The organism is Barnesiella sp. ET7, from assembly GCF_024733785.1.
Classification (GTDB): Bacteria; Bacteroidota; Bacteroidia; order Bacteroidales; family Barnesiellaceae; genus Barnesiella; species Barnesiella merdigallinarum.
The window spans coordinates 1-21,550 of sequence record NZ_JANRHM010000007.1; the positions used below are offsets into that span (position 1 = coordinate 1).

The following is a 21,550-nucleotide window of genomic DNA, read 5'->3' on the forward strand; positions in this document are numbered from 1 at the left end:
ATTTTTTCTATCGAGTTATCTCTTCTACCACTTAGCAGAGCTTGCGGGCTCCGTCGGAGATGACAACGTCGTATACCTTGGGCATACGGCCATAGGTCTCTTTATAGCGGGCTTTGGCCGTTTCGATAAAGTGATCGTAGAGTTCGTTTTTCACCAGATTGATGGTGCAACCGCCGAAGCCGCCACCCATCACGCGCGAACCGGTCACGCCACATTCTTTGGCTATTTCGTTCAAGAAGTCGAGTTCTTCACAGCTCACCTCATAGAGTTTGCTCATGCCATAGTGAGTCTCGTACATCTTCTTGCCCACGGTCTCGTAGTCGCCGCACTCGAGGGCGTCGCACACGTCGAGTACCCGTTGAACCTCACCGATTACATACTCGGCACGCATGTAATCCTCGGCCGTAATCTCACCCTTCACCTCGTTGAGCATATCCATGTTGGCATCGCGCAGGAACTCTACGTGGGGGTGTCTCTTCTGGATGGCAGCCACTACATTCTCGCACGATTTACGACGGTCGTTGTAGGCCGACGAAGCCAACTCGTGTTTCACTACCGAGTCGAGCAATACCAGACGGTAGCCCTCGGGATTGAAGGGGAAATATTGATACTCGAGCGAACGGCAGTCGAGACGGATAAGGTGGCCGGCTTTACCGAATACCGAGGCAAACTGGTCCATGATGCCACAGTTTACTCCGCAATAGTTGTGCTCGGTAGCCTGCCCAATCTTGGCCAACTCGAACTTGTCGATACCACAGTCGAACATATCGTTCAAGGCATAGGCATAGGTGCTCTCCAAAGCGGCCGACGAAGACATGCCGGCACCCAGAGGCACATCGCCGGCAAATGCCGTGTTGAAGCCGGCAATCTTTCCGCCGCGTTTGATAATCTCGCGGCATACACCAAAGATATAGCGTGCCCAGCTTGCCCGGGGAGCATCCTCCTCGTTCAAACCGAACTCTACATAATCTTTCAAATCTATCGAGTAAGCCCGCACTTTGTTGGTTCCGTTTATTTTGAGCTCAGCTACCATGCCTTTGTCGATTGCGCCGGGAAATACGAATCCACCGTTGTAATCGGTGTGCTCGCCAATCAGGTTAATACGTCCGGGAGAAGCATATACCGACCCCGTAGAGCCATCGAAGTGTTTGATAAAACGACTTCTTACAAATTCTATATCCATAATACTAAATTAAAATGATTGTAATTTATATAACTGATTATTTTTGAATCGAAAACTTGAACTGGGTGTGACTTTCGAATTTCTCGTGCGGACGTAAAATGACCGACGGATAGTTCTCATGGTTGGGACTGTCGGGGAAGTGTTGGGTCTCGAGACAGAGAGCGGCCCGCATGGGATAGCGCTGGCCGTTCTTGCCGATGAAATTGCCCGTCATCCAGTTGCCGGTATAGAGCTGCACGCCGGGTTCGGTCGTATACACATCGAGCACGATGCCCGTCTTGGGCGATATGCACTCGGCACAGAAGGCAAACTCGCCCGGGTGTTTCTTGTTCAGTACGTAGGTGTGGTCATAGCCCTTGCCGTAGATGAGCTGAATGAAAGGCTCGTCGATGCGGCTCCCCACCTCGTAGAGTTTTCTGAAATCCATCGGGGTTCCCTCTACGGACGATTTCTCGCCATAGGGAATGGCTGTATCGTCGGTAGGCAGATAGTAATCGGCATCGATGCACAGCAGATGGTCGCCGATGTAGGGATCGCCCGCTCCCGAAAGGTTGAAGTAAGAGTGGTTGGTCAAGTTGAGAATCGTAGCCTTGTCGGTCTCGGCCAGATAGGTAATATCCACGGCGTTTTCGTCGGTGAGTTTGAAGGTGACCTTTACCCGCAGGTTGCCGGGGAATCCCTCTTCGCCGTCGGGCGACAAGCGCGAGAACTCGATGGTCTGGCCATCGATCTGGCGGGCATCCCATACCTGGAAGTTAAAGCCCTTGATACCGCCGTGCAGCGTGTTGGGGCCGTTGTTGATGGCCAGCTTGTCGTACAGCACACCGTCGATTGTAAACTTACCTTTGGCAATACGATTGGCATATCGGCCGCACGTAGCACCAAAATAAGGTTCTTCCGAAGAGAGGTATTCCTGTATATTGTTGTGACCGGTAACTACATCTGTCATTTTCCCCGTTTTGTCGGGAACCATAAGCGAAACGATACGAGCCCCGTAATTCGTCAAGGCCAGTTCGCATCCGTTCTTGTTCACCAATACATAGAGGGCTGTTTTCTTTCCATCGACAACTCCTTGGAAATGTGTCGGATTCAAGCCTGAAAGAGTCATATCCATATTCTTCTTTTTAAGGTTAACTGAATTATTGATTGATTGTGTAAAGTTAATGTTATCTTTTTTTCTTGCAAAAATTTTGGGCGGCTTTTACTTAAAATTATTCCGATTGTTAATATTTAACAAAATTTTATACACCAAATCTTGAAGGAACTTAGTTTCCTCACAACACCGATAGAGCTTCTCGGTCAAACGGCTCTATCTAAACAGCTTATATGAAAAGCTTTTCTCCGGGCCCATGGCCATGCCCGGTACTCTCCCACCCTCCTGACTCGGCAGAGATTGTTCTTCACGGAATATGGATGAGTTTGTGTGTCTGGAGCGAAAGTCGCCACTCGGGATGCTCCTTGATATAGGCCACGGCTCCATCGAGCAGAGAGGCATTGCGGTCTGCATCGCCCGTATCGCAGGGTTGCAGACTACGATAAGCCCCGTACGAACGGGCCATCGCCTCATAGGGAGCCATATCCTGCCCCTCATAAACCACCTTGAGCTCATCGACCCGCCCGATTTTCACGGGCAGAGCCTTGGGCGAACAGGTAATCCAGTCGATTGCGGCGACCACATCGGGCTCCAAAGCTATCGAGCCATTGGTCTCGATTTGTACGAATTTCCCCGCCTCATGCAGTTTATCGACCAGCAGGCGAGTAAGTTGCAAGGTAGGCTCACCGCCGGTAATCACCACATGCCGGGCCGGATACGAAGCAATGGCTGCCACAATATCGTTTTCGGTATAAAGAGTATAATCGTCGTGGCGGGTATCGCAGAAACTGCAACGCAGGTTACACCCCGACAACCGGATAAAGATGGCCGCCGTGCCGGTGAACCGACCCTCGCCCTGCAGGGAATAGAAAATTTCGTTGACTCTCATAGGGCAAAATCGTCATCGGCACAGTCGTCTACCCGATAGACGGCAATGTTTCCGCCGCTCTCCTGTACCTTGGTCTTATAACATTCGGGTATCTGCTCGGTTATCCAGCGGGCTATGTTCTCGGCCGTGGGGTTGAAGGGCAACAACTCGTTGAGGTTACCGTGGTCGAGATAGCCGTGAATCTTGTCCTTGATGTGCTTGAAGTCGCACACCATACCGTCGGCATTGAGCTCCCGGGCCTTGCAATAGACGGTAACAATCCAGTTGTGGCCGTGCAACTGCTCGCACTTGCTTTCGTATGAGAGCGTCAATGCGTGCGCTCCCGCAATCTCCATAGTCTTTGCAACGTAATACATATCGATGCTCTGTTCTTTTGTTATTCTTCGTATTCGGTAGGGTCGTCGATTCCGGCATCGCGCAGGGCCTCTTTGCGCTCGACACAGGTACCACACTTGCCGCAATGCTTCTCGCCGCCCTTGTAGCACGACCAGGTCGCGGCATAGTCGACGTGCAACTGCTTGCCCCGGCGGGCGATGTCGGTTTTGGTAATCTCGGTATAGGGAGCCAATATCTCGATGTGCTCGTAGGTTCCCTCGCGCATGGCTTCGTTCATGGCCCGAATGAAGGAGGAGCGGCAGTCGGGATAGATGGCATGGTCGCCACCGTGATTGGCGATGAGTACCCGCTTGAGCCCGTTGCTCTCGGCTATGCCGCAGGCTATCGACAGCATGATGCCGTTGCGGAACGGCACGACGGTGCTCTTCATGTTCTCGTCGGCATAATGGCCCTCGGGTATCGCCTCGCCCCCGCTCAGCAACGAACTTTTGAAATACTCCTTCATAAAGGCGAGCGGTATGACAATGTGTTTGATGCCCAACCGCTCGCAATGGAGCCGGGCAAACGGTATCTCTCTGGCGTTGTGATTGGCCCCGTAATCGAACGATACCCCCAACGCTATGCGGTCGGCATACTCGTGCAGCAGTGTGATGCTGTCCATGCCGCCCGAAACGACTATCAACGAATCTTTCATACTCTTCTTTTCATTAAATTCTCCCGGGTAAAAACTGCCTGTCCCCACAACCCGGATATAATCAGGAACTCGCGGCGAGCGACAACCGGGCCTCTTCTACATACCCAAACGGCTCACTTCAAACCTTGCCGAACGGCTGTCAACCTTCGTTATGTGCAAAGATAAACTAAAAATTGCAATACTCCCGGCAAATAGCTCATAAGCCTTTCAAAAAATAGTTATCTTTGTAGAAAAGATAAAGCGGCCAAAGCAAAGCATCACAGGCTCGTCAGACTTTTGCCGTCGGCTGCAGACATCGTTACAAAAGAAGGGGGATACTTTCGGCAAAAGGGTACCGACAGACGGGTCACCCGACCGACGACTTCCCCCCTTTTGCTTCATGTACCATCAAATTCAAACCCGCAATGAAAGCCAAGACACGCGTTCGCATCATATTCCTTACCCTCACCGCACTGGCCGTCGGTTTTCCGCTGCTGTTTCTCACGGCGCCGCCTGTCCCGCATCCGGTGGGACCCGAGGTGATTGCCATCTCGTTTGTCGAGAACCTCACCAACGCCAATTTCGACGAAGCCCGCAAACTGGTCACACCCGAATCGGTCGAGACCGTACACCTGTTCGAGACTCTGGTGGGAAGCCAAAGCGACGAATTGAAGAGCGAACCCACTCACTTCACCGTATCGCGTTCGGAGATGAATGCGACACAAGACACCCTCTTTATCGATGGGAAACTATTCTTTTCGAACAAGCATAAAATCATACGGCGCATCAGTCTCGTTCTGGTCAATCGCGAAGGACGTTGGTTGGTCGACTGTCACGACAACAACATCTTTTAGCACAACGAACCAAACGACTCGCACAGCCGTTACTTGCACGATTATATATCGATTGTTTAATACTTATTGCAATGGGAAAATTTCAGGAAATTATTGCCGGCAACACGCCGGTATTGGTCGACTTCTTTGCCGAATGGTGCGGCCCCTGCAAAATGATGAAGCCGGTACTCGAAGAGTTGAAACACAAGATGGGCGACAGACTCATTGTCCTTAAAATCGACATCGACAAAAACCAGCCGATGGCCATGGCCTACCAGATTCAATCGGTACCCACACTCATCCTTTGGAAAAACGGGCAGATTGCCTGGCGGCAGTCGGGGGCGCTTCCCCTGTACGAGCTGGAGCAAATTCTATCGTCCTATCTCTGAGAAGAGAGTCCACGGCGAGAGAGAGTTACCAAGTTTTCCATCACGGAAGAGTAGCTTTTTGTCGCGTGTACCATATTATTTCGTACCTTTGCAGCGCCTAAAAAAGAGGGGCCAGGCGATTGTGACCCATAGCCTGCCCCTGTTTTGTACTCATATCGAACAGAGCAAAAGCCTATGAAAGCAGGTATATATCTGAAACTATTTACGTCGTTCCTGAAGATAGGAGCCTTTACCTTCGGAGGCGGCTGGGCCATGATACCCATTATCGAACGGGAGGTTGTAGACAAGCAGCAGTGGATCAAGCGCGAAGACTTCATCGACGCTCTGGCCATCGCCCAATCGCTGCCGGGTATCCTGGCCGTAAACATCTCGATTCTGGTGGGCAACCGGTTACGGGGCCTGAAGGGCAGCCTGACCGCTACGCTGGGCACGATACTCCCCTCGTTCCTGATTATCCTGGCCATCGCCATCTGGTTCGTACAGGTCTACGACAACCCGGTAATCGAAAGCATCTTCAAGGGTATACGACCGGCCGTAGTCGCACTCATCGTGTCGCCCGTACTCTCGACCGCCAAGACAGCCCGCATCAACCTCAAAAACGTAATCATCCCTATCGTCGTAGCCCTGGGTATCTGGATGGGAGGCATCTCTCCTATCTGGTTCGTCCTGCTGGGTGGTATCGGCGGCGTCATTTATTACAATCACATCATCAGTCGCATCAAAAAGCGGTATAACGAGAAAAAGAAATAAGCCATGTGGATTGTCTATCTTAACTTGTTCTGGGCCTATTTGAAGATTGGCCTGTTCGGATTCGGCGGCGGATACGCCATGCTCTCCCTCATTCAGCACGAAGCGGTCGAGGTCATCCACTATGGCGAAAGCCAACCGTGGCTCACCCCTACCGAGTTCACCGACATCGTGGCCATTTCGCAAATGACCCCCGGCCCCATCGGTATCAACAGTGCCACCTATGTAGGCTATGTAGCCACGGGCAACAGCGTGTGGGGCTCGCTGGTAGCCACCTTTGCCGTGTGTCTGCCCTCGTTCATTCTGGTACTGATGATCAGCCACTTTATCCTCAAGCACAAAGAAAATCCTATTATCAAAAGCATATTTGCCGGTTTACGTCCCGTAGTCGTGGGGTTGATTGCCTCGGCAGCCCTGCTGCTTATGAACAAGGAGAATTTCCCCGACTACACGCTGAGTATCTCCATCGCGGTCGTCTCGTTCGTGCTGGTGCACTACACCCGGCTACACCCCATACTGGTGATTGTTCTGGCCGGTGTGGCGGGATATGCTCTCTATTAAACAGACGATCATGAACTACGAAGAGACTTTGGAATATCTATACCGGCAGCTCCCGGTGTTTCAGCAAGTAGGGAGCGCAGCTTACAAACCGGGATTGCAAAACAGCGAAGCACTCGACGAGTACTTCGGGCATCCCCACCGCAAATTCCACACCCTGCACATCGCCGGCACCAACGGAAAAGGTTCAGTATCGCATCTGCTGGCCTCGATACTGCAGCTCAACGGCTATAAAACGGGGCTGTATACATCGCCCCACCTGGTGGACTTCAGAGAGCGCATACGCATCGACGGCCAAATGATTCCCCGCCAGGAGGTCATCGATTTCGCCGAAAAGCATCTGGCTCCCACGCTCCACATTCACCCCTCGTTTTTCGAGTTGACCATGATGATGGCCTTCGACTATTTTGCCCGCCAGGCGGTCGACGCAGCCGTCATCGAGGTAGGATTGGGCGGACGTCTCGACAGTACCAACATCATCACTCCCGACTTGTGCGTGATTACCAACATCAGCTACGACCATGTGCAGATGCTGGGGCACACCCTGCCCCAGATTGCCCGCGAGAAGGCCGGCATCATCAAACACGGCATCCCCGTAGTCATCGGTGAGGCACAGGGCGAGGTCAAACAGGTATTCATCGACAAGGCCAGCGAGGTGGGTGCCCCTATCTTCTTTGCCGAGGAGTGCGTGCGCTTCGACTCGGCCCGGCAGAGTGCCCGCGGATGGGAATTCGACTCGCCGGCATATCCCCACCTCTTCGGCGAACTGGGCGGCCTCTGCCAGGAGAAGAATGCCGCCACCGTGCTCACAGCTGTGGCTCGTCTGCGCGAGCTGGGCTATCGCATCACCGACCAATCGGTCTACGAAGCCTTTGCCCACGTCACCCGGCTCACCGGATTGATGGGCCGCTGGCAGCAGTTGCAGGCATCGCCCCGACTCATCTGCGACACCGGCCACAACACCGGCGGCATGCAGTATATTGCCCGCCAACTACGCAACGAGCACTACGACACGCTGCGCATCGTCATCGGTATGGTCAACGACAAGGATATTTCGGGGGTACTGGCCATGCTGCCCAAGGAGGCTACCTACTACTTTACCCGGGCCTCGGTTCCCCGAGCCCTGCCGCAAGACAAACTCGAAGCGCTGGCTACCCAGGCCGGGCTGAAGGGGCGGAGCTTCCCCACGGTAAAAGAGGCGGTAACGGCCGCACAAAAAGAGAGCCGCCCCGAAGACCTTATCTTCGTAGGCGGCAGTACCTTTATCGTGGCCGATTTGTTGCAGTTTATGCCTTTACCGCAATAACTTCGATTTCGACCAGTGCCAGCTTGGGCAACTCTTTGACGGCGAAAGCCGAACGGGCCGGGAAGGCTCCCGAGAACTGTTGGGCATAGACCTCGTTCATGGGGGCGAAGAGCGACATGTCGGCCAGGTAGACCGTGGTCTTGACGATGTGATCGACCGTACAACCGGCCTCGGCCAGTATGGCCTTGATGTTTGCGAACGATTGGCGGGTTTGCGCCTCGATGCCCTCGGGCATGGTGCCCGTAGCCGGGTCGATGGGGAGTTGTCCCGAAAGGAAAATCATACCGCCGGCTTCGATAGCCTGGCTGTAAGGCCCGATGGCCTTGGGTGCTGCAGTCGTGGAAATTACTTTTTTCATATGTCCGTAGTTTATTTTTGCGGGAGTTCCACACGGCTCTCCTCGATTTCTAAATCTTTCAAACCAACCTTGTCGCCGGCCTCTTCCATGAGCCGACGGGTATCAACGATAACCCGCCACTCGCGGGGAAAGTCGTCCTTCAAATTATTGATGAAGTCTTCATCGCCCTCGCGATCGATAGCCCGCAACAGATAGCCTACCGACAGTTTATTGATGTCGATAGCCGGCTGGTAGGCAGGCACCCGCTCCTCCTCCGAGAGGGTTTGCGACACGACACCGGCCTCTTCCAACGTCTCGACTGTCCGCTCCACCAACTGTATGGGTATGGCATAACGGCGCGAAATCTGCCCCTTGGTCAGGGGCGGCAGCCCGTCTCTGAAACGATGCACGATGACCGTAGCAATAACCAGCACGATGTAGTCGGAGTAGCGGCGCGAAATCTGGTTGGTCTCCTTCTCGAAATTGAAATTGACTACATTCTGAGACGAATAGGTAAGCACCGCCCCGAACAGACAGATGAGCCACGAGAACTGCATCCAGATAAGCAACAGCGGCAGAAATGCGAAGCTACCGTAGATGGCATTGTACTTCGACACCCATATCTGTCCCGATATATATATGTATTGAAATATCTGGAAAGACGTTCCGCAAATGAGACCCGAGATAAAGGCATACTTGAACTTTACCTTCGTGTTGGGGATGAAGATATAAATGGCGGTAAAAAAGAGGGCCGTAAGGATGTAGGGGGCCAATCGGAAGACCCAGCGCAGCAGCGGCGTCATGAACTCAAACACCACCGACGAGTTGAGCATGGTAGACATGAAGAGGGAAAAACCGCTCGAGGCCACCATAAGGATGGGCAGAATCAGAAACATCGAGGTGTAGTCGGTCACCTTGCGATAGAACGAGCGACCGCCCTGCACCTGCCAAATATCGTTGAAAGCCTTCTCGATATTCGATAGCAGACTGATAAGCGTCCACAGCAGAAAACAGAGGCCTATCCCCACAAATACCCCACCCTTCATCTGGTCGAGGTATTGGTCGACAAAACTCAACATATACTCCAGCGCCTGACGCTGGGCCGGGAAATAATCGAAGAGCTGGCTCTGCATGATGTGCTGGAAACCGAAACCCTTGCAGATGGCAAAGAGCATGGCCAGCGCCGGCACAATAGCCAGGATGGAACTGAAGGTCAAAGCCGAAGCCTTCTCCTGCAACTTCTCGTTCAGGAAGCAGCGGACCGACAGGTTCAGGGTTTTGAGTATATGGATGTGCAGTTTATACTCGGTAATATGCCATATATCGACCGAGACAAATTGCCAAAACCACCTCACCCACGAACTGACTCGAGCAAAAAACGAGGGTTTCTTCTTACGCTTAGCCATATATTTATATTGCTCGGAACATATTTCACAAAAAAATACAGCAGGCCTGTAAGCCGGGTTATGTACTCCCTTGCGGGAGCGTCTGTCATTTATCTCGACCCTGTGTCACCACAGGGCTCTAGCGGTTTACCCCCCGGCATCGGGCGAGCAACCCTACAACGCCGGTATACATAACCTTACAACCCATAAGACGTACGGCACTCTACATTGCTGTAAAGCCCGGTGAGCTCTTACCTCACCTTTTCACCCTTACTGCTTGCGCAGCGGTTATTTTCTGTTACGCGACTCTACCCTCACGAATAGCTTCCCGTTAGGAAATATGGTGCTCTGTGTTGCCCGGACTTTCCTCCCGCACAAGGCGAGCGACAGACCGTCCTGCTGTACGAGACAAAGATAAGCATAAAAATGGCAAAGAAGGCAAAAGTGTCAGCCGATTTTTGACAAATAGATAATTTAACAGTCAATCTGACATACCAATCACCCCCTCAAGTTCGTTTTTTACTTGTGCGCCGCGTTAACCCCTGTTAAGCCGCTATCCCGCTTATTAAAAGAGCTTAAAAAGAGGTTGGCACGATTATAATGGCACGAGAAATGTATTAAATTTAACGTCACAAAAACTTAAATACAACAGAATATTAACACTTAAAACAAATAGATTATGAATTCTTACGGAAAAAAATTGATGGGTATTGCTTTAGTGGCAATCCTAAGTTCCGGGGTTACCATCGGAGCATTCAGTTTAATCAATAGATCCGCCAATTCAAAAATCGAGGATCAACCACTCGAAAGCGGTTATGCACAGCCCACCCGCTTCACACGAGTTGCCAACCATCCGGCTGTCGAGACCGACTTTACCATAGCGGCCGAAAACACGGTCAATGCCGTGGTGAGCATCAAGTCGACCTCTACCCCCAAGCAAAGCCAGATGGGCGGATTTACCGATCCCTTCTTCGAATACTTCTTCGGACAGGGCGGCCGTAACATCGAGCCTCAACCCCGTACGGGTCTGGGTTCGGGTGTAATCATCACCCCCGACGGATATATCGTGACCAACAACCACGTGGTCGAAGGGGCCGACAAGCTCGACATCACCCTGAACGACAACCGCACCTTCAACGGCCGGGTAATCGGTACCGACCCCTCGACCGACCTGGCCCTGATTAAAATCGATGCCAAAGACCTGCCCATCGTCAAATTCGGCGATTCGGACAATCTGAAAGTGGGCGAATGGGTATTGGCCGTAGGTAACCCGCTGGGACTTACCTCGACCGTGACGGCCGGTATCGTCAGCGCCAAAGCCCGTAGCATCAGCGCTCTCAACCCCCACAGCCAGAAGATGGGTATCGAGGCCTTCATCCAGACCGATGCAGCCGTGAACCCCGGCAACAGTGGAGGTGCCCTGGTCAACACGGCCGGCGAGCTGGTAGGTATCAATACCGCCATCTACTCCGAGACCGGTAGCTATGCCGGCTACTCGTTTGCCATTCCTACCTCGATCGTGAGCAAGGTTATCGCCGACCTCAAGGAGTACGGAACCGTACAACGTGCCGTGCTGGGTATCGGATATGTCGAAATCAACTCCGACGTAGCCAAGGCCAAGAACCTCGAGGTTCAGGAGGGTATCTATGTAGGGGAGGTCTATAACCGCAGCGCTGCCATGGAGGCCGGTATCAAAGAGGGCGATGTAATCACCTCGATCAACGATGTGAAAATCAAGAACGGCGCCATGCTCTCCGAGCAGTTGAGCAAATACCGTCCCGGCGACAAAATCAAAATCGGGTTGCTGAGAGGCAAAGAGTCGAAGACCGTATCGCTCACCCTCAAGAACAGCCAGGGTAATACCGAGATCACCAAAATCGCCGGTATGGACTCGCTGGGCGCCGGATTCAAGGAGCTCGACGCCAAGAGCCTGAGAGAGATGAATATCCGCTACGGTGTACAGGTTATCGGCCTGAAGAACGGCAAATTCAAATCGGCCGGTATCAGAGACGGGTTTGTCATCCTCGAAATCAACAACACCCCCATGAAATCGGTAAGCGATCTGGAGAGCATGTACGACTCGATTGTGAAGTCGAACCAACCCCAGAAAGTAATGTTCATCACGGGTGTATACCCCAATGGAAAGATGATGTACTACGCCGTAGATTTGGCTGACTAATCATACCGGGGATAAGGCTCGCGAGGGCCTTATCCCTGTTTCTGTATACAAATTCCAAATATCATTAACGAGGGAAACAGAACGAACCATCGAGCGTTGTATTGATGCGGATGATAAAGCCTCGGTTCTCAAATCGAGGATTTTACCGACACGCGTTCAAAATTAAACATTTTTTGTTACGTTATTAACAACAAATATACTATATTTGCAATCCCAAATCTCTATATTGCAAGATGAGACAATTAAAAATTACAAAATCGATTACCAACCGGGAGAGTGCATCTCTGGATAAATACCTGCAAGAAATCGGACGCGAGGACTTAATTACGGTAGAAGAAGAGGTAGAGCTCGCCCAACGCATCAAAAAAGGCGACCATGCAGCTTTGGAGAAGTTGACGAGAGCCAACTTGCGTTTCGTTGTTTCGGTTGCCAAACAATATCAAAATCAGGGATTGAGCCTCCCCGACTTAATCAACGAAGGAAACTTAGGATTGATCAAAGCCGCCGAGAAATTCGATGAAACCCGAGGTTTCAAATTCATCTCTTATGCCGTATGGTGGATTCGTCAGTCCATTCTGCAAGCCTTGGCCGAGCAATCGCGTATCGTACGCTTGCCGCTCAACCAGGTAGGCTCGCTCAACAAGATAAGCAAGGCGCTGTCGAAATTCGAACAGGAGAACGAACGTCGCCCGTCGCCCGAAGAGCTGGCCGAAGAGTTGGATATACCCGTCGACAAAATCTCCGATACGCTGAAGGTATCGGGCCGTCACATCTCGGTCGATGCCCCGTTTGTCGAGGGTGAAGACAACAGTCTGCTCGACGTGCTGGTCAACGACGACTCCCCCATTGCCGACCGCTCGCTTATCAACGAGTCGCTCTCGAAAGAGATAGACCGGGCACTGAAACAACTCACACCGCGTGAAAGCGAAATTATCAAAATGTTCTTCGGCATCGGTTGTCAAGAGATGACCCTCGAAGAGATTGGCGATAAATTCGGTTTGACCCGTGAGCGTGTACGCCAAATCAAAGAGAAGGCCATCAGACGGCTCCGCACCGCCTCGAGAAGCAAATTGTTAAAAACTTATTTGGGTTAACTGCCTGCCCGTAAAGACAGTAAAAAAACCGACCTGCATGCAAGTCGGTTTTTTTATTTTAAATTTTTTTCTTGCGCTTCGATTGCTTAATCGCCAGAAATCCTCTATCTTCGTTTTCACAAAGCATATCATTATGAACAAATACCTATATCGTATCTTATTGCCGGTTATCCTGTTCGTTTCGGTACAAAATGCAACAGCACAAGAGTCGACCACAGGTTTTGAAGACGGCAACAACCAGTATGTCATGCGGGAAAGCAACCTGGCCGACCTCGGTGAGGCCAAAAAGATAAAACCCTTTACCTTCGGAGCCGAGGTAGGCGCCTCGATCGACATGGCAGGTAACGACCTCTCGACCTTCGATGTCGACATCTTTGCCGGCTATCGCTCGTCGATGATCAAGTGTCTGGGGCTGGGTGTTGGTCTGCACAACTCCTTCTCGAGCAATCGCCAGTACCTCCCCATCTATCTGCTGTTCCGTAGCAACCTGCTCAAAAACAAGTCGCTCTTCTTTGTCGACTTTCGGGCCGGTTACTCAAGCAATCAGATGTGCAAGGGCGAGAATCAAGGCGGATTTTTCGGATCGGCCGGACTGGGTATCAACCTCTCGGTAAGCAAACGATTCGGGTCGCATCTGCTCATCGGTTACAACTTTTACCAGGTATCACCCTTCACCGACGAAAAGGGAGCCTTCCAGGACATCAACGGGAATCACTTGGTATCGGTACGGTTGGGGCTCAGTTTCTAAGAGCCCGGTTTCGAATTGCAAATAGATACGTTTTAGCGGAAATCGATTGCAAAAAACCAACCTATCTCAATAAAAACAGTCTTTTTATTTTGTTTTCTCGAAATAATAATTATCTTTGCAATCGCATCAATCCAATACGACATGACTATATCGCTGCTAAATAACCTGATTATTATTATTGATCTTCTATCGAACAGTCCCGACGAGAAGTGAGAATCAGTGTTGCGCAGTAAACCGATAAAGAAACGTATATAGCCTTTCTCACGAATATGTTGGGAAAGGCTTTTTTATTAACCTCATATATGTGTAAAAGTATGTCAGACAGATTGTACATTTTCGACACTACCCTACGAGACGGCGAGCAAGTGCCCGGCTGTCAGCTCAACACCGTAGAAAAAATACAAGTGGCCAAAGCGCTCGAAGCCCTCGGGGTCGACGTCATCGAAGCCGGATTCCCGGTATCCAGTCCCGGCGACTTTGCATCTGTCGTAGCCATATCCAAGGCCGTGACATGGCCCACCATCTGTGCCCTCACCCGGGCAGTCGAGAACGACATCAAGGTAGCGGCCGAGGCCCTGCAATATGCCAAGCACAAACGCATACACACCGGTATAGGCACCTCGGACTACCACATCAAATACAAGTTCAACTCGACTCGCGAAGAGATTGTCGAGCGGGCTGTCGCTGCCGTCAAGTATGCCAAACGATATGTCGAGGATGTACAATTCTACGCCGAAGATGCAGGCCGTACCGACAACGAATATCTGGCTCGCGTCGTCGAGGCCGTCATCAAGGCCGGGGCCACCGTCATCAACATACCCGACACCACCGGCTACTGCCTGCCCGACGAGTTCGGCCAGAAGATTCGCTACCTCATGGAGCACGTCGAGGGGATAGACCGCGTGGTCATCGCTACCCACTGCCACAACGACCTGGGTATGGCTACGGCCAACACCATGGCCGGCATCCAGAACGGAGCCCGGCAGGCCGAGGTGACCATCAACGGCATCGGCGAACGGGCCGGCAACACCTCGCTCGAGGAGGTAGCCATGATTTGCAAGTGCCACCACGACCTGCAAGTCGAAACCAACATCAACACCCAGAAGATTTACAGCACGAGCCGCCTCGTATCGAATCTGATGAATATGCCGGTACAGCCCAACAAGGCCATCGTGGGACGCAACGCCTTTGCCCACTCGTCGGGCATCCATCAGGACGGCGTGCTGAAGAACCGCGAGAGCTACGAGATTATCGACCCCAAAGAGGTGGGTATCGACGAAACCTCGATTGTATTGACCGCCCGCAGCGGACGAGCCGCCCTCAAGCACCGCCTTCACCTGCTGGGCATCGAGCTCGACAAAGAGGCGCTCGACAAAGCCTATGAGGCGTTCCTCAAACTGGCCGACCGCAAAAAAGACATCAACGACGACGATATACTGATGCTCGTGGGTAAAGAGCGCACGGCCAATGCCCGCATCCGCCTCGACTTCCTGCAAGTAACGGCAGGCGTAGGCATCAAGTCGGTAGCCAGTATCGGGCTCGACATTGCTGGCGAAAAGTTCGAGGCTGCCGCTTCGGGCAACGGACCCGTCGATGCCGCCATCAATGCCATCCGCTGCATCATCCACCGCAAGATGGTGGTGAGCGAATTTCTCATCCAGGCCATCACCCGAGGCAGCGACGACGTAGGCAAGGTGCACATGACCGTCGTCCACAACAACGCCTCCTACTACGGCTTCTCGGCCAATACCGACATCGTAGCCGCCTCGGCCGAAGCCTTTATCGACGCAATCAACAAATTTATCATATAAATCACACGACATGAACACGTTATTCGACAAGATATGGGACGCCCACGTAGTTACCTCGGTAGCCGGTGGTCCCGATCAGCTCTACATCGACCGGCACTACTGCCACGAAGTGACCAGTCCGCAGGCTTTCAACGAGTTGCGCGAACGTAAGTTGAAGGTATTCCGCCCGCAGAAGACCGTCTGCTCGCCCGACCACAACATACCCACGCTCCACCAGGACCAGCCCATTGCCGACCCCGTGTCGCGCAACCAGGTCGACACGCTCGCCCGCAACGCCCGGGAGTTCGGCCTCACCTACTACGGTCTGGGCAACGAGAAGAACGGCATCATCCACGTAATCGGACCCGAGTACGGGCTCACCCTGCCGGGCATGACTATCGTATGCGGCGACAGCCACACCTCTACCCATGGAGCCTTCGGCGCCATCGCCTTCGGTATCGGTACCAGCGAGGTAGCTATGGTACTGGCCTCGCAGTGCATCTTGCAGCCCAAACCCCAAACCATGCGTATCAACATCGAGGGACAACTCGCCCCCGGTGTCACCGCCAAAGATATAGCCCTCTATATCATCGCCCGGATGACTACAGGCGGGGCCACCGGCTACTTTGTCGAGTATGCCGGCGAGGCCATCCGCGCCCTCAGCATGGAGGAGCGCATGACCGTATGCAACCTCAGTATCGAGATGGGAGCCCGCGGCGGACTGATTGCCCCCGACGAAACCACCTTTGCCTACGTCAAGGAGCGCGAGTTTGCCCCCAAAGGCGAAGCCTGGGACCGGGCTCTCGCCTACTGGAAGACGTTGCACAGCGATGCCGATGCCACCTTCGACCGCGAGGTGACCTTCCAGGCCGCCGACATCGCGCCTCGCATCACCTACGGGACCAACCCCGGCATGGGTATTGCCATCGACGAGGCCATCCCTACGGAAGAGAGTATCGACGAGAGCGGCAAGCTGTCGTTCCGCCAGGCGCTTCGCTACATGGGCTTCGAGGCCGGAGAGAAGCTGCTGGGCAAAAAAATCGACTACGTCTTCTTGGGCAGTTGCACCAACGGTCGCATCGAAGACTTCAGAGCCTTTGCCCGACTGGTGAAGGGGCATCGGAAAGCCGACCACGTGACCGCCTGGCTCGTGCCCGGTTCGCAAGCGGTAGCCCGCCAGATCAAGGCCGAAGGGCTCGACCGCACGCTGGCCGAAGCCGGGTTCGAGATACGTCAGCCGGGCTGCTCGGCCTGCCTGGCCATGAACGACGACAAAGTGCCGGCCGGCAAATATGCGGTATCGACCTCGAACCGCAACTTCGAAGGACGTCAGGGCCCCGGAGCCCGCACCATCCTGGCCGGGCCGCTGGTAGCGGCAGCCGCAGCCATCACGGGTGAGATAACCGATCCACGAAAATTTTTATAACTTTACACTGCCATGATTGAAAAAATAAATATCATAACCTCGTCGTGCATTCCCCTTCCCCAGGAAAATGTCGACACCGACCAAATCATTCCGGCCCGATTCCTCAAAGCCGTATCGCGCGAGGGATTCGGCGAAAACCTCTTCCGCGACTGGCGCTACGACAAGGAGGGGAAACCTGTGGCCGACTTCGTGCTCAACAACCCCGCCTACTCGGGCCAGATACTGGTAGCCGGCAAAAACTTCGGCAGCGGCTCGAGCCGCGAGCATGCCGCCTGGGCCATCGCCGGGTATGGATTCCGGGTGGTGGTGTCGAGCTTCTTTGCCGACATCTTCAAGAACAACGCCCTCAACAACGGGGTGTTGCCGGTCGTAGTCTCCGAAGAGTTCCTGGCCGACCTCTTCCGCCATATCCAGGCCAACCCGAAAGCGACCGTGACGGTCAATCTCGAGGCGCAGACCATCACCGACAACACCAGCGGCGTGTCGGAACATTTCGAAATCAATCCCTATAAAAAGAGCTGCCTGCTCAACGGTTACGACGACATCGACTATCTGCTCAGCAAAAAGCCGCAAATCGAAGCGTGGGAAGCCACACACCAGTAAACGATTGCCTATGTTTATAGAAATCATGGATACAACGCTGCGGGACGGCGAACAGACCTCGGGGGTATCTTTTGCCCGGCAAGAAAAATTGAGCATTGCCCGGCTGCTCCTCGAGGAGTTGAAGATCCCCCGCATCGAAATAGCTTCGGCCCGAGTCTCGTCGGGCGAATACGAAACTGCCACCCAACTGTGCGAATGGGCCCGGAAACGAGGACACATCGACAAAATAGAGATTCTGGGATTCCTCGACAACGGAGCCTCGATCGAGTGGATACGCTCGTGCGGGGCCCGGGTGATGAACCTGCTCTGCAAGGGCTCGGAAAAGCACTGCACCTTCCAGCTCAAAAAGACGGTACAGGAGCATATCGCCGACATCAAGGCAGCCATAAGAAAGGCTCGGGAAGCCGAACTGAAAATCAACCTCTACCTCGAGGACTGGTCGAACGGCATACAGCACTCGCCGCAATATGTCTACCAACTGGTCGACGCGCTGAAGAACGAAGCCGTAGAGCGGTTCATGCTGCCCGACACGCTGGGCATTCTCAACCCGCTCCAGACCCTGAAGTATTGCCGGGCCATGCGTCGCCGCTACCCCAACCTGCGGTTCGACTTCCACGCCCACAACGACTACGACCTGGCCACGGCCAACACCTTCGCAGCCGCCCTTACCGGCATACAGGGGGTGCACTGTACCGTCAACGGACTGGGCGAACGGGCCGGGAACGCGCCTCTTACCAGTGTATTGGCCGTGCTGCACGACCAGGTGAAGGCCACGACGGGTGTCACCGAAAACATGCTCAACAAGGTGAGCCGCATCGTCGAATCCTACTCGGGTGTGCGGGTAGCCGCCAACAAGCCCATTATCGGCGAGTCGGTCTTCACCCAATGTGCCGGCGTCCATGCCGACGGCGACAACAAGAACAACCTCTACTACAACGACCTGCTGCCCGAGCGCTTCGGCCGCAAACGCGAGTATGCCCTGGGCAAGACCTCGGGGCGGGCCAACATCCGCAAGAATCTCGAATCGCTGGGCATCGAGCTCGACGAAGAATCGATACAGCGGGTTACCCAACGGGTGGTCGAGCTGAGCGACAAAAAAGAGATGGTCACCCCCGAAGACCTCCCCTACATCATCTCCGACGTGCTGAAGCACCAGACCATCGCCCAGCACGTGAAGGTGGTCAACTACACCCTCAACCTCTCGCAGGGGCTCAAGCCGGTAGCCATTATCGCCATCGACATCAACGGCCAGGTGTACGAGGGGGCATCGACCGGCGACGGTCAGTACGATGCCTTTGTAAAGGCCATCCGCAAAATCTACAAGGAACAGCTGGGCCGCACCCTGCCCCTGCTCACCAACTACACGGTGAACATTCCGCCGGGCGGTCGCACCGACGCCCTCGTGCAGACCGTCATCTCGTGGGACTACAACGGCGGCGTGCTGAAAACCCAGGGCCTCGATGCCGACCAGATGGAGGCCGCCATACAGGCCACCATCAAAATGCTCAACCTCATCGAAGATAAAGAACACAAGGAACACATCATAGCAAACTCTTAAAACACAACCGCATGAAGGAATTACATATCGCAGTATTACCGGGCGACGGCATAGGCCCGGAGATAGTGGAACAGGCCTTGAACGTGACTCTGGCCGTCGGTAAGAAATTCGGTCACACCATCTTGCACGAAACGGCCCCGGTGGGAGCCTGCGCCATCGAAGAGACCGGCTCGCCCTACCCCGACTCGACCCACGAGTTGTGCATGCGCTCCGACGCCGTACTGTTCGGTGCCATAGGCTCGCCCAAATACGACAACAACCCCAACGCCAAGGTTCGCCCCGAGCAGGGATTGCTCGCCATGCGCAAGAAGCTGGGGCTCTTTGCCAACATCCGCCCCATCACCACCTTCCCGGGGCTGATTCACAAGTCGCCCCTGCGGGCCGAACTGATTGACGGGGCCGACTTCATGTGCATCCGCGAACTCACCGGCGGCCTCTACTTCGGCCGTCCGCAAGGCCGCAGCGAAGACGGCAGCGTGGCCTACGACACCTGCATGTACAGCCGCGAAGAGATTACCCGCATCGTACAGCTCGCCTACGACTATGCCATGCGCCGACGCAAGAAGGTGACGATGGTCGACAAGGCCAACATCCTGGCCACCTCGCGGCTCTGGCGCGAAGTGACACAAGAGATTGCCGCCGAATATCCCGAAGTAGAGACCGAGTTTCTCTTCGTCGACAACGCCGCCATGCGCATGATTCAATGGCCCAAGAGCTTCGACGTCATCGTGACCGAAAACATGTTCGGCGACATCCTCACCGACGAGGGGTCGGTCATCACCGGCTCGCTGGGCATGCTGCCCTCGGCCTCGATCGGGCTGCACACCTCGGTATTCGAGCCCATACACGGCTCCTACCCGCAAGCCGCCGGCAAAGACATAGCCAACCCGCTGGCCACGATTCTGTCGGCCGCCATGATGTTCGAATACGCCTTCGATCTGAAAGCCGAGGCCGACCTCATCAGGCAAGCCGTAGCCGAGTCGATGAAAGCCGGCATCGTGACCGAGGATATTGCCGACCCGGGAGTCCCCACCTGCCACACCCACGAGGTAGGCGAGTGGATTGTAAAATGGATTGAGCAACATTAAGACCGAACCGAGTCGCACTACCGACATACAAAAAGCGGGTGACCTGCACACAAGGTCACCCGCTTTCGCATTAAAAACAGACTCTGTTGTCACTGGGCCGAACCGGCAAAGACGACGATGCGGTTCCAGTTATTGTTCTTCGGATACAGTTGCGAGTCGCTGCCGTTAGCTACGATTTGTATCCGTTTTTTATCGATGTTGTATTTCCCGGTGAGCAGCTTTACCACCGATTCGGCACGGCGTTGGCTCAGTTGCTTGTTATACTCGGGAGTACCCGTATCCTTGTCGGCATACCCTATCACCGAGATATTGCACGAGGGGTTGCTCTTGAGCCACTGGGCGATGTTGTAGACGTTGACCATCTCTTCGTCGGAGACCACGGCACTGTTGATGGTGAAGCGTACCACACCGGTCAACTCCTGGTTGCAGCCGGCCGGCTCAACAACCGTTACCTCCTCGACAACCGGTTCGGGACAGGGCGGGCACTCTACCTCTTGCGACTCACACTCCTCGAGCTGGCCTCTCAACCGGTTCACTTTGTTGTTCAGCTGGTTAATCATCATCTGGTCGGCATACGCATCATAAGCTTTGAAGCGCTCTTTACCGAACTTGATCGAGAAACCGCCGACAGCCGAAACGACACTCTCAACCTCTTTTCCCTCGACAATACCGTTGAAGTGGTCGCCAATGAGGTTGCCACGACCTTCGAGGAAGAAGTCGACATAGTGCGACAATCTGAAATTCAACTTGATACCGGCCGTAATGGGGAAAGCATAGGTCTTGCTGCCATACGGCGTATTGTGGAACGAATAGATACCACCGGCACCGGCAAAAGGAATAATCGAGAAGACACGACGCTCGTTATAGCCGTGGAAGGTGTTGAACATATCCCACATCAAATCGCCATAGACTGCAGCGTAACGCATGTGCGTCATCACCCCTTCGGAGAATGGCCAGTTGGTATGCAGGGCTCCACCCATAGCCGACAGACGGAATCCCAGATAAGGGCTTATCCACTTGCCTACGGCAAAGTTCATGGCCAAGGTATATTGAGCATCGCCCGTGTGCTCGGTCAAGAAAGTCTGACCACCGGCACCCAACGAAATGAACCAGTTGTTTTTATGGCTATCGGAGTAGTATCGAGGCTTGCCGGGCAGAACCTCGGTCACCGAAACATCTTCTTCGACGATAATCGCTTGTGCCGAAGCCGATTCGACATATCCGCAAAGCGATGTTGTAGCCGCAGCTACTGCTAAAAAAAAGAATTTTGTTTTCATCTTCATGCGTTTTAGTTATACAATTTTGCTGTTTACAGTTCAAAAAGAGAGCAGCCGG

At 53.7% G+C, this 21,550-nt stretch carries 21 protein-coding genes and 1 other RNA gene; 13 read left to right on the forward strand and 9 right to left on the reverse strand.

All coding sequences use genetic code 11. The features are described 5' to 3' along the window. Positions 1–31: 31 nt before the first annotated feature. The 5 genes from galK to queC all read right to left on the reverse strand — a co-directional run bounded on the left by galK (position 32) and on the right by queC (position 4,195). The gene (galK, locus tag NW211_RS05610) at positions 32–1,183 is read right to left on the reverse strand and encodes a galactokinase (RefSeq protein ID WP_087407500.1); all 1,152 of its coding nucleotides are present in this window, start codon (positions 1,181–1,183) and stop codon (positions 32–34) included. A 37-nt stretch (positions 1,184–1,220) separates the two neighbouring features. Then, a complete protein-coding gene (locus tag NW211_RS05615; protein WP_087407501.1) occupies positions 1,221–2,297 on the reverse strand; it encodes an aldose epimerase family protein in 1,077 nt (358 codons plus the stop codon). Positions 2,298–2,583: 286 nt separating this feature from the next. Then, on the reverse strand, positions 2,584–3,165 hold the full coding sequence (locus NW211_RS05620) for a 7-carboxy-7-deazaguanine synthase QueE (protein ID WP_258327219.1): 582 nt from the start codon (positions 3,163–3,165) through the stop codon (positions 2,584–2,586). Then, positions 3,162–3,521, reverse strand: a complete 360-nt coding sequence (locus NW211_RS05625) for a 6-carboxytetrahydropterin synthase (protein WP_087407503.1) — start codon at positions 3,519–3,521, stop codon at positions 3,162–3,164. The genes NW211_RS05620 and NW211_RS05625 overlap by 4 nt, the downstream gene beginning before the upstream one ends. Positions 3,522–3,541: 20 nt before the next feature. Further along, on the reverse strand, positions 3,542–4,195 hold the full coding sequence (queC, locus tag NW211_RS05630; RefSeq protein WP_258327220.1) for a 7-cyano-7-deazaguanine synthase QueC: 654 nt from the start codon (positions 4,193–4,195) through the stop codon (positions 3,542–3,544). 404 nt (positions 4,196–4,599) lie between these two features. On the opposite strand from queC, the gene NW211_RS05635 reads away from it, so the two are divergent. From NW211_RS05635 to NW211_RS05655, 5 genes are all read left to right on the forward strand, one after another. Continuing rightward, entirely contained in the window at positions 4,600–5,028 is a 429-nt protein-coding gene (locus NW211_RS05635) for a hypothetical protein (protein WP_258327221.1), read from the forward strand. Positions 5,029–5,099: 71 nt separating this feature from the next. Continuing rightward, complete coding sequence (trxA, locus tag NW211_RS05640) at positions 5,100–5,396, forward strand: thioredoxin (RefSeq protein ID WP_258327222.1); 297 nt, start codon at positions 5,100–5,102, stop codon at positions 5,394–5,396. Between the two features lie 174 nt (positions 5,397–5,570). Next, positions 5,571–6,146 (forward strand): chromate transporter, encoded by a 576-nt coding sequence (locus NW211_RS05645; protein WP_087407507.1) that lies wholly within the window; start codon positions 5,571–5,573, stop codon positions 6,144–6,146. A 9-nt stretch (positions 6,147–6,155) separates the two neighbouring features. Continuing rightward, the gene (locus NW211_RS05650) at positions 6,156–6,704 is read left to right on the forward strand and encodes a chromate transporter (protein ID WP_258327313.1); all 549 of its coding nucleotides are present in this window, start codon (positions 6,156–6,158) and stop codon (positions 6,702–6,704) included. Between the two features lie 10 nt (positions 6,705–6,714). Next, positions 6,715–8,007, forward strand: coding sequence for a folylpolyglutamate synthase/dihydrofolate synthase family protein (locus NW211_RS05655; RefSeq protein WP_087407509.1), 1,293 nt, complete (start codon positions 6,715–6,717; stop codon positions 8,005–8,007). Here the strand turns inward: NW211_RS05655 and NW211_RS05660 are convergent. The 3 genes from NW211_RS05660 to rnpB form a co-directional block, all read right to left on the reverse strand. After that, positions 7,988–8,365, reverse strand: a complete 378-nt coding sequence (locus NW211_RS05660; protein ID WP_258327223.1) for a RidA family protein — start codon at positions 8,363–8,365, stop codon at positions 7,988–7,990. The two genes, NW211_RS05655 and NW211_RS05660, sit on opposite strands and share 20 nt — an antisense overlap. A gap of 11 nt (positions 8,366–8,376) precedes the next feature. After that, the gene (locus tag NW211_RS05665) at positions 8,377–9,750 is read right to left on the reverse strand and encodes a YihY/virulence factor BrkB family protein (RefSeq protein WP_258327224.1); all 1,374 of its coding nucleotides are present in this window, start codon (positions 9,748–9,750) and stop codon (positions 8,377–8,379) included. A gap of 33 nt (positions 9,751–9,783) precedes the next feature. After that, positions 9,784–10,132: RNase P RNA component class A (gene rnpB, locus NW211_RS05670), an RNA gene on the reverse strand. A gap of 276 nt (positions 10,133–10,408) precedes the next feature. On the opposite strand from rnpB, the gene NW211_RS05675 reads away from it, so the two are divergent. The 8 genes from NW211_RS05675 to leuB all read left to right on the forward strand — a co-directional run bounded on the left by NW211_RS05675 (position 10,409) and on the right by leuB (position 20,215). Further along, positions 10,409–11,908, forward strand: coding sequence for a Do family serine endopeptidase (locus NW211_RS05675; RefSeq protein ID WP_087407512.1), 1,500 nt, complete (start codon positions 10,409–10,411; stop codon positions 11,906–11,908). 233 nt (positions 11,909–12,141) lie between these two features. Next, a complete protein-coding gene (locus NW211_RS05680) occupies positions 12,142–13,002 on the forward strand; it encodes an RNA polymerase sigma factor RpoD/SigA (RefSeq protein WP_008862117.1) in 861 nt (286 codons plus the stop codon). Between the two features lie 133 nt (positions 13,003–13,135). Then, the gene (locus NW211_RS05685; protein ID WP_258327226.1) at positions 13,136–13,750 is read left to right on the forward strand and encodes a hypothetical protein; all 615 of its coding nucleotides are present in this window, start codon (positions 13,136–13,138) and stop codon (positions 13,748–13,750) included. 314 nt (positions 13,751–14,064) lie between these two features. Further along, positions 14,065–15,561, forward strand: coding sequence for a 2-isopropylmalate synthase (locus NW211_RS05690; protein WP_087407514.1), 1,497 nt, complete (start codon positions 14,065–14,067; stop codon positions 15,559–15,561). A 10-nt stretch (positions 15,562–15,571) separates the two neighbouring features. Beyond that, positions 15,572–16,966, forward strand: a complete 1,395-nt coding sequence (gene leuC, locus NW211_RS05695) for a 3-isopropylmalate dehydratase large subunit (protein ID WP_258327227.1) — start codon at positions 15,572–15,574, stop codon at positions 16,964–16,966. Positions 16,967–16,978: 12 nt separating this feature from the next. Beyond that, positions 16,979–17,569 (forward strand): 3-isopropylmalate dehydratase small subunit, encoded by a 591-nt coding sequence (gene leuD, locus NW211_RS05700; protein ID WP_087407516.1) that lies wholly within the window; start codon positions 16,979–16,981, stop codon positions 17,567–17,569. Positions 17,570–17,579: 10 nt separating this feature from the next. Beyond that, positions 17,580–19,127, forward strand: coding sequence for an alpha-isopropylmalate synthase regulatory domain-containing protein (locus NW211_RS05705; protein ID WP_258327228.1), 1,548 nt, complete (start codon positions 17,580–17,582; stop codon positions 19,125–19,127). Positions 19,128–19,138: 11 nt separating this feature from the next. After that, positions 19,139–20,215 (forward strand): 3-isopropylmalate dehydrogenase, encoded by a 1,077-nt coding sequence (gene leuB, locus NW211_RS05710; RefSeq protein ID WP_258327229.1) that lies wholly within the window; start codon positions 19,139–19,141, stop codon positions 20,213–20,215. A gap of 89 nt (positions 20,216–20,304) precedes the next feature. Here the strand turns inward: leuB and NW211_RS05715 are convergent, their stop codons facing one another. After that, the gene (locus NW211_RS05715) at positions 20,305–21,492 is read right to left on the reverse strand and encodes an OmpA family protein (protein WP_087407759.1); all 1,188 of its coding nucleotides are present in this window, start codon (positions 21,490–21,492) and stop codon (positions 20,305–20,307) included. Positions 21,493–21,550: the final 58 nt, after the last annotated feature.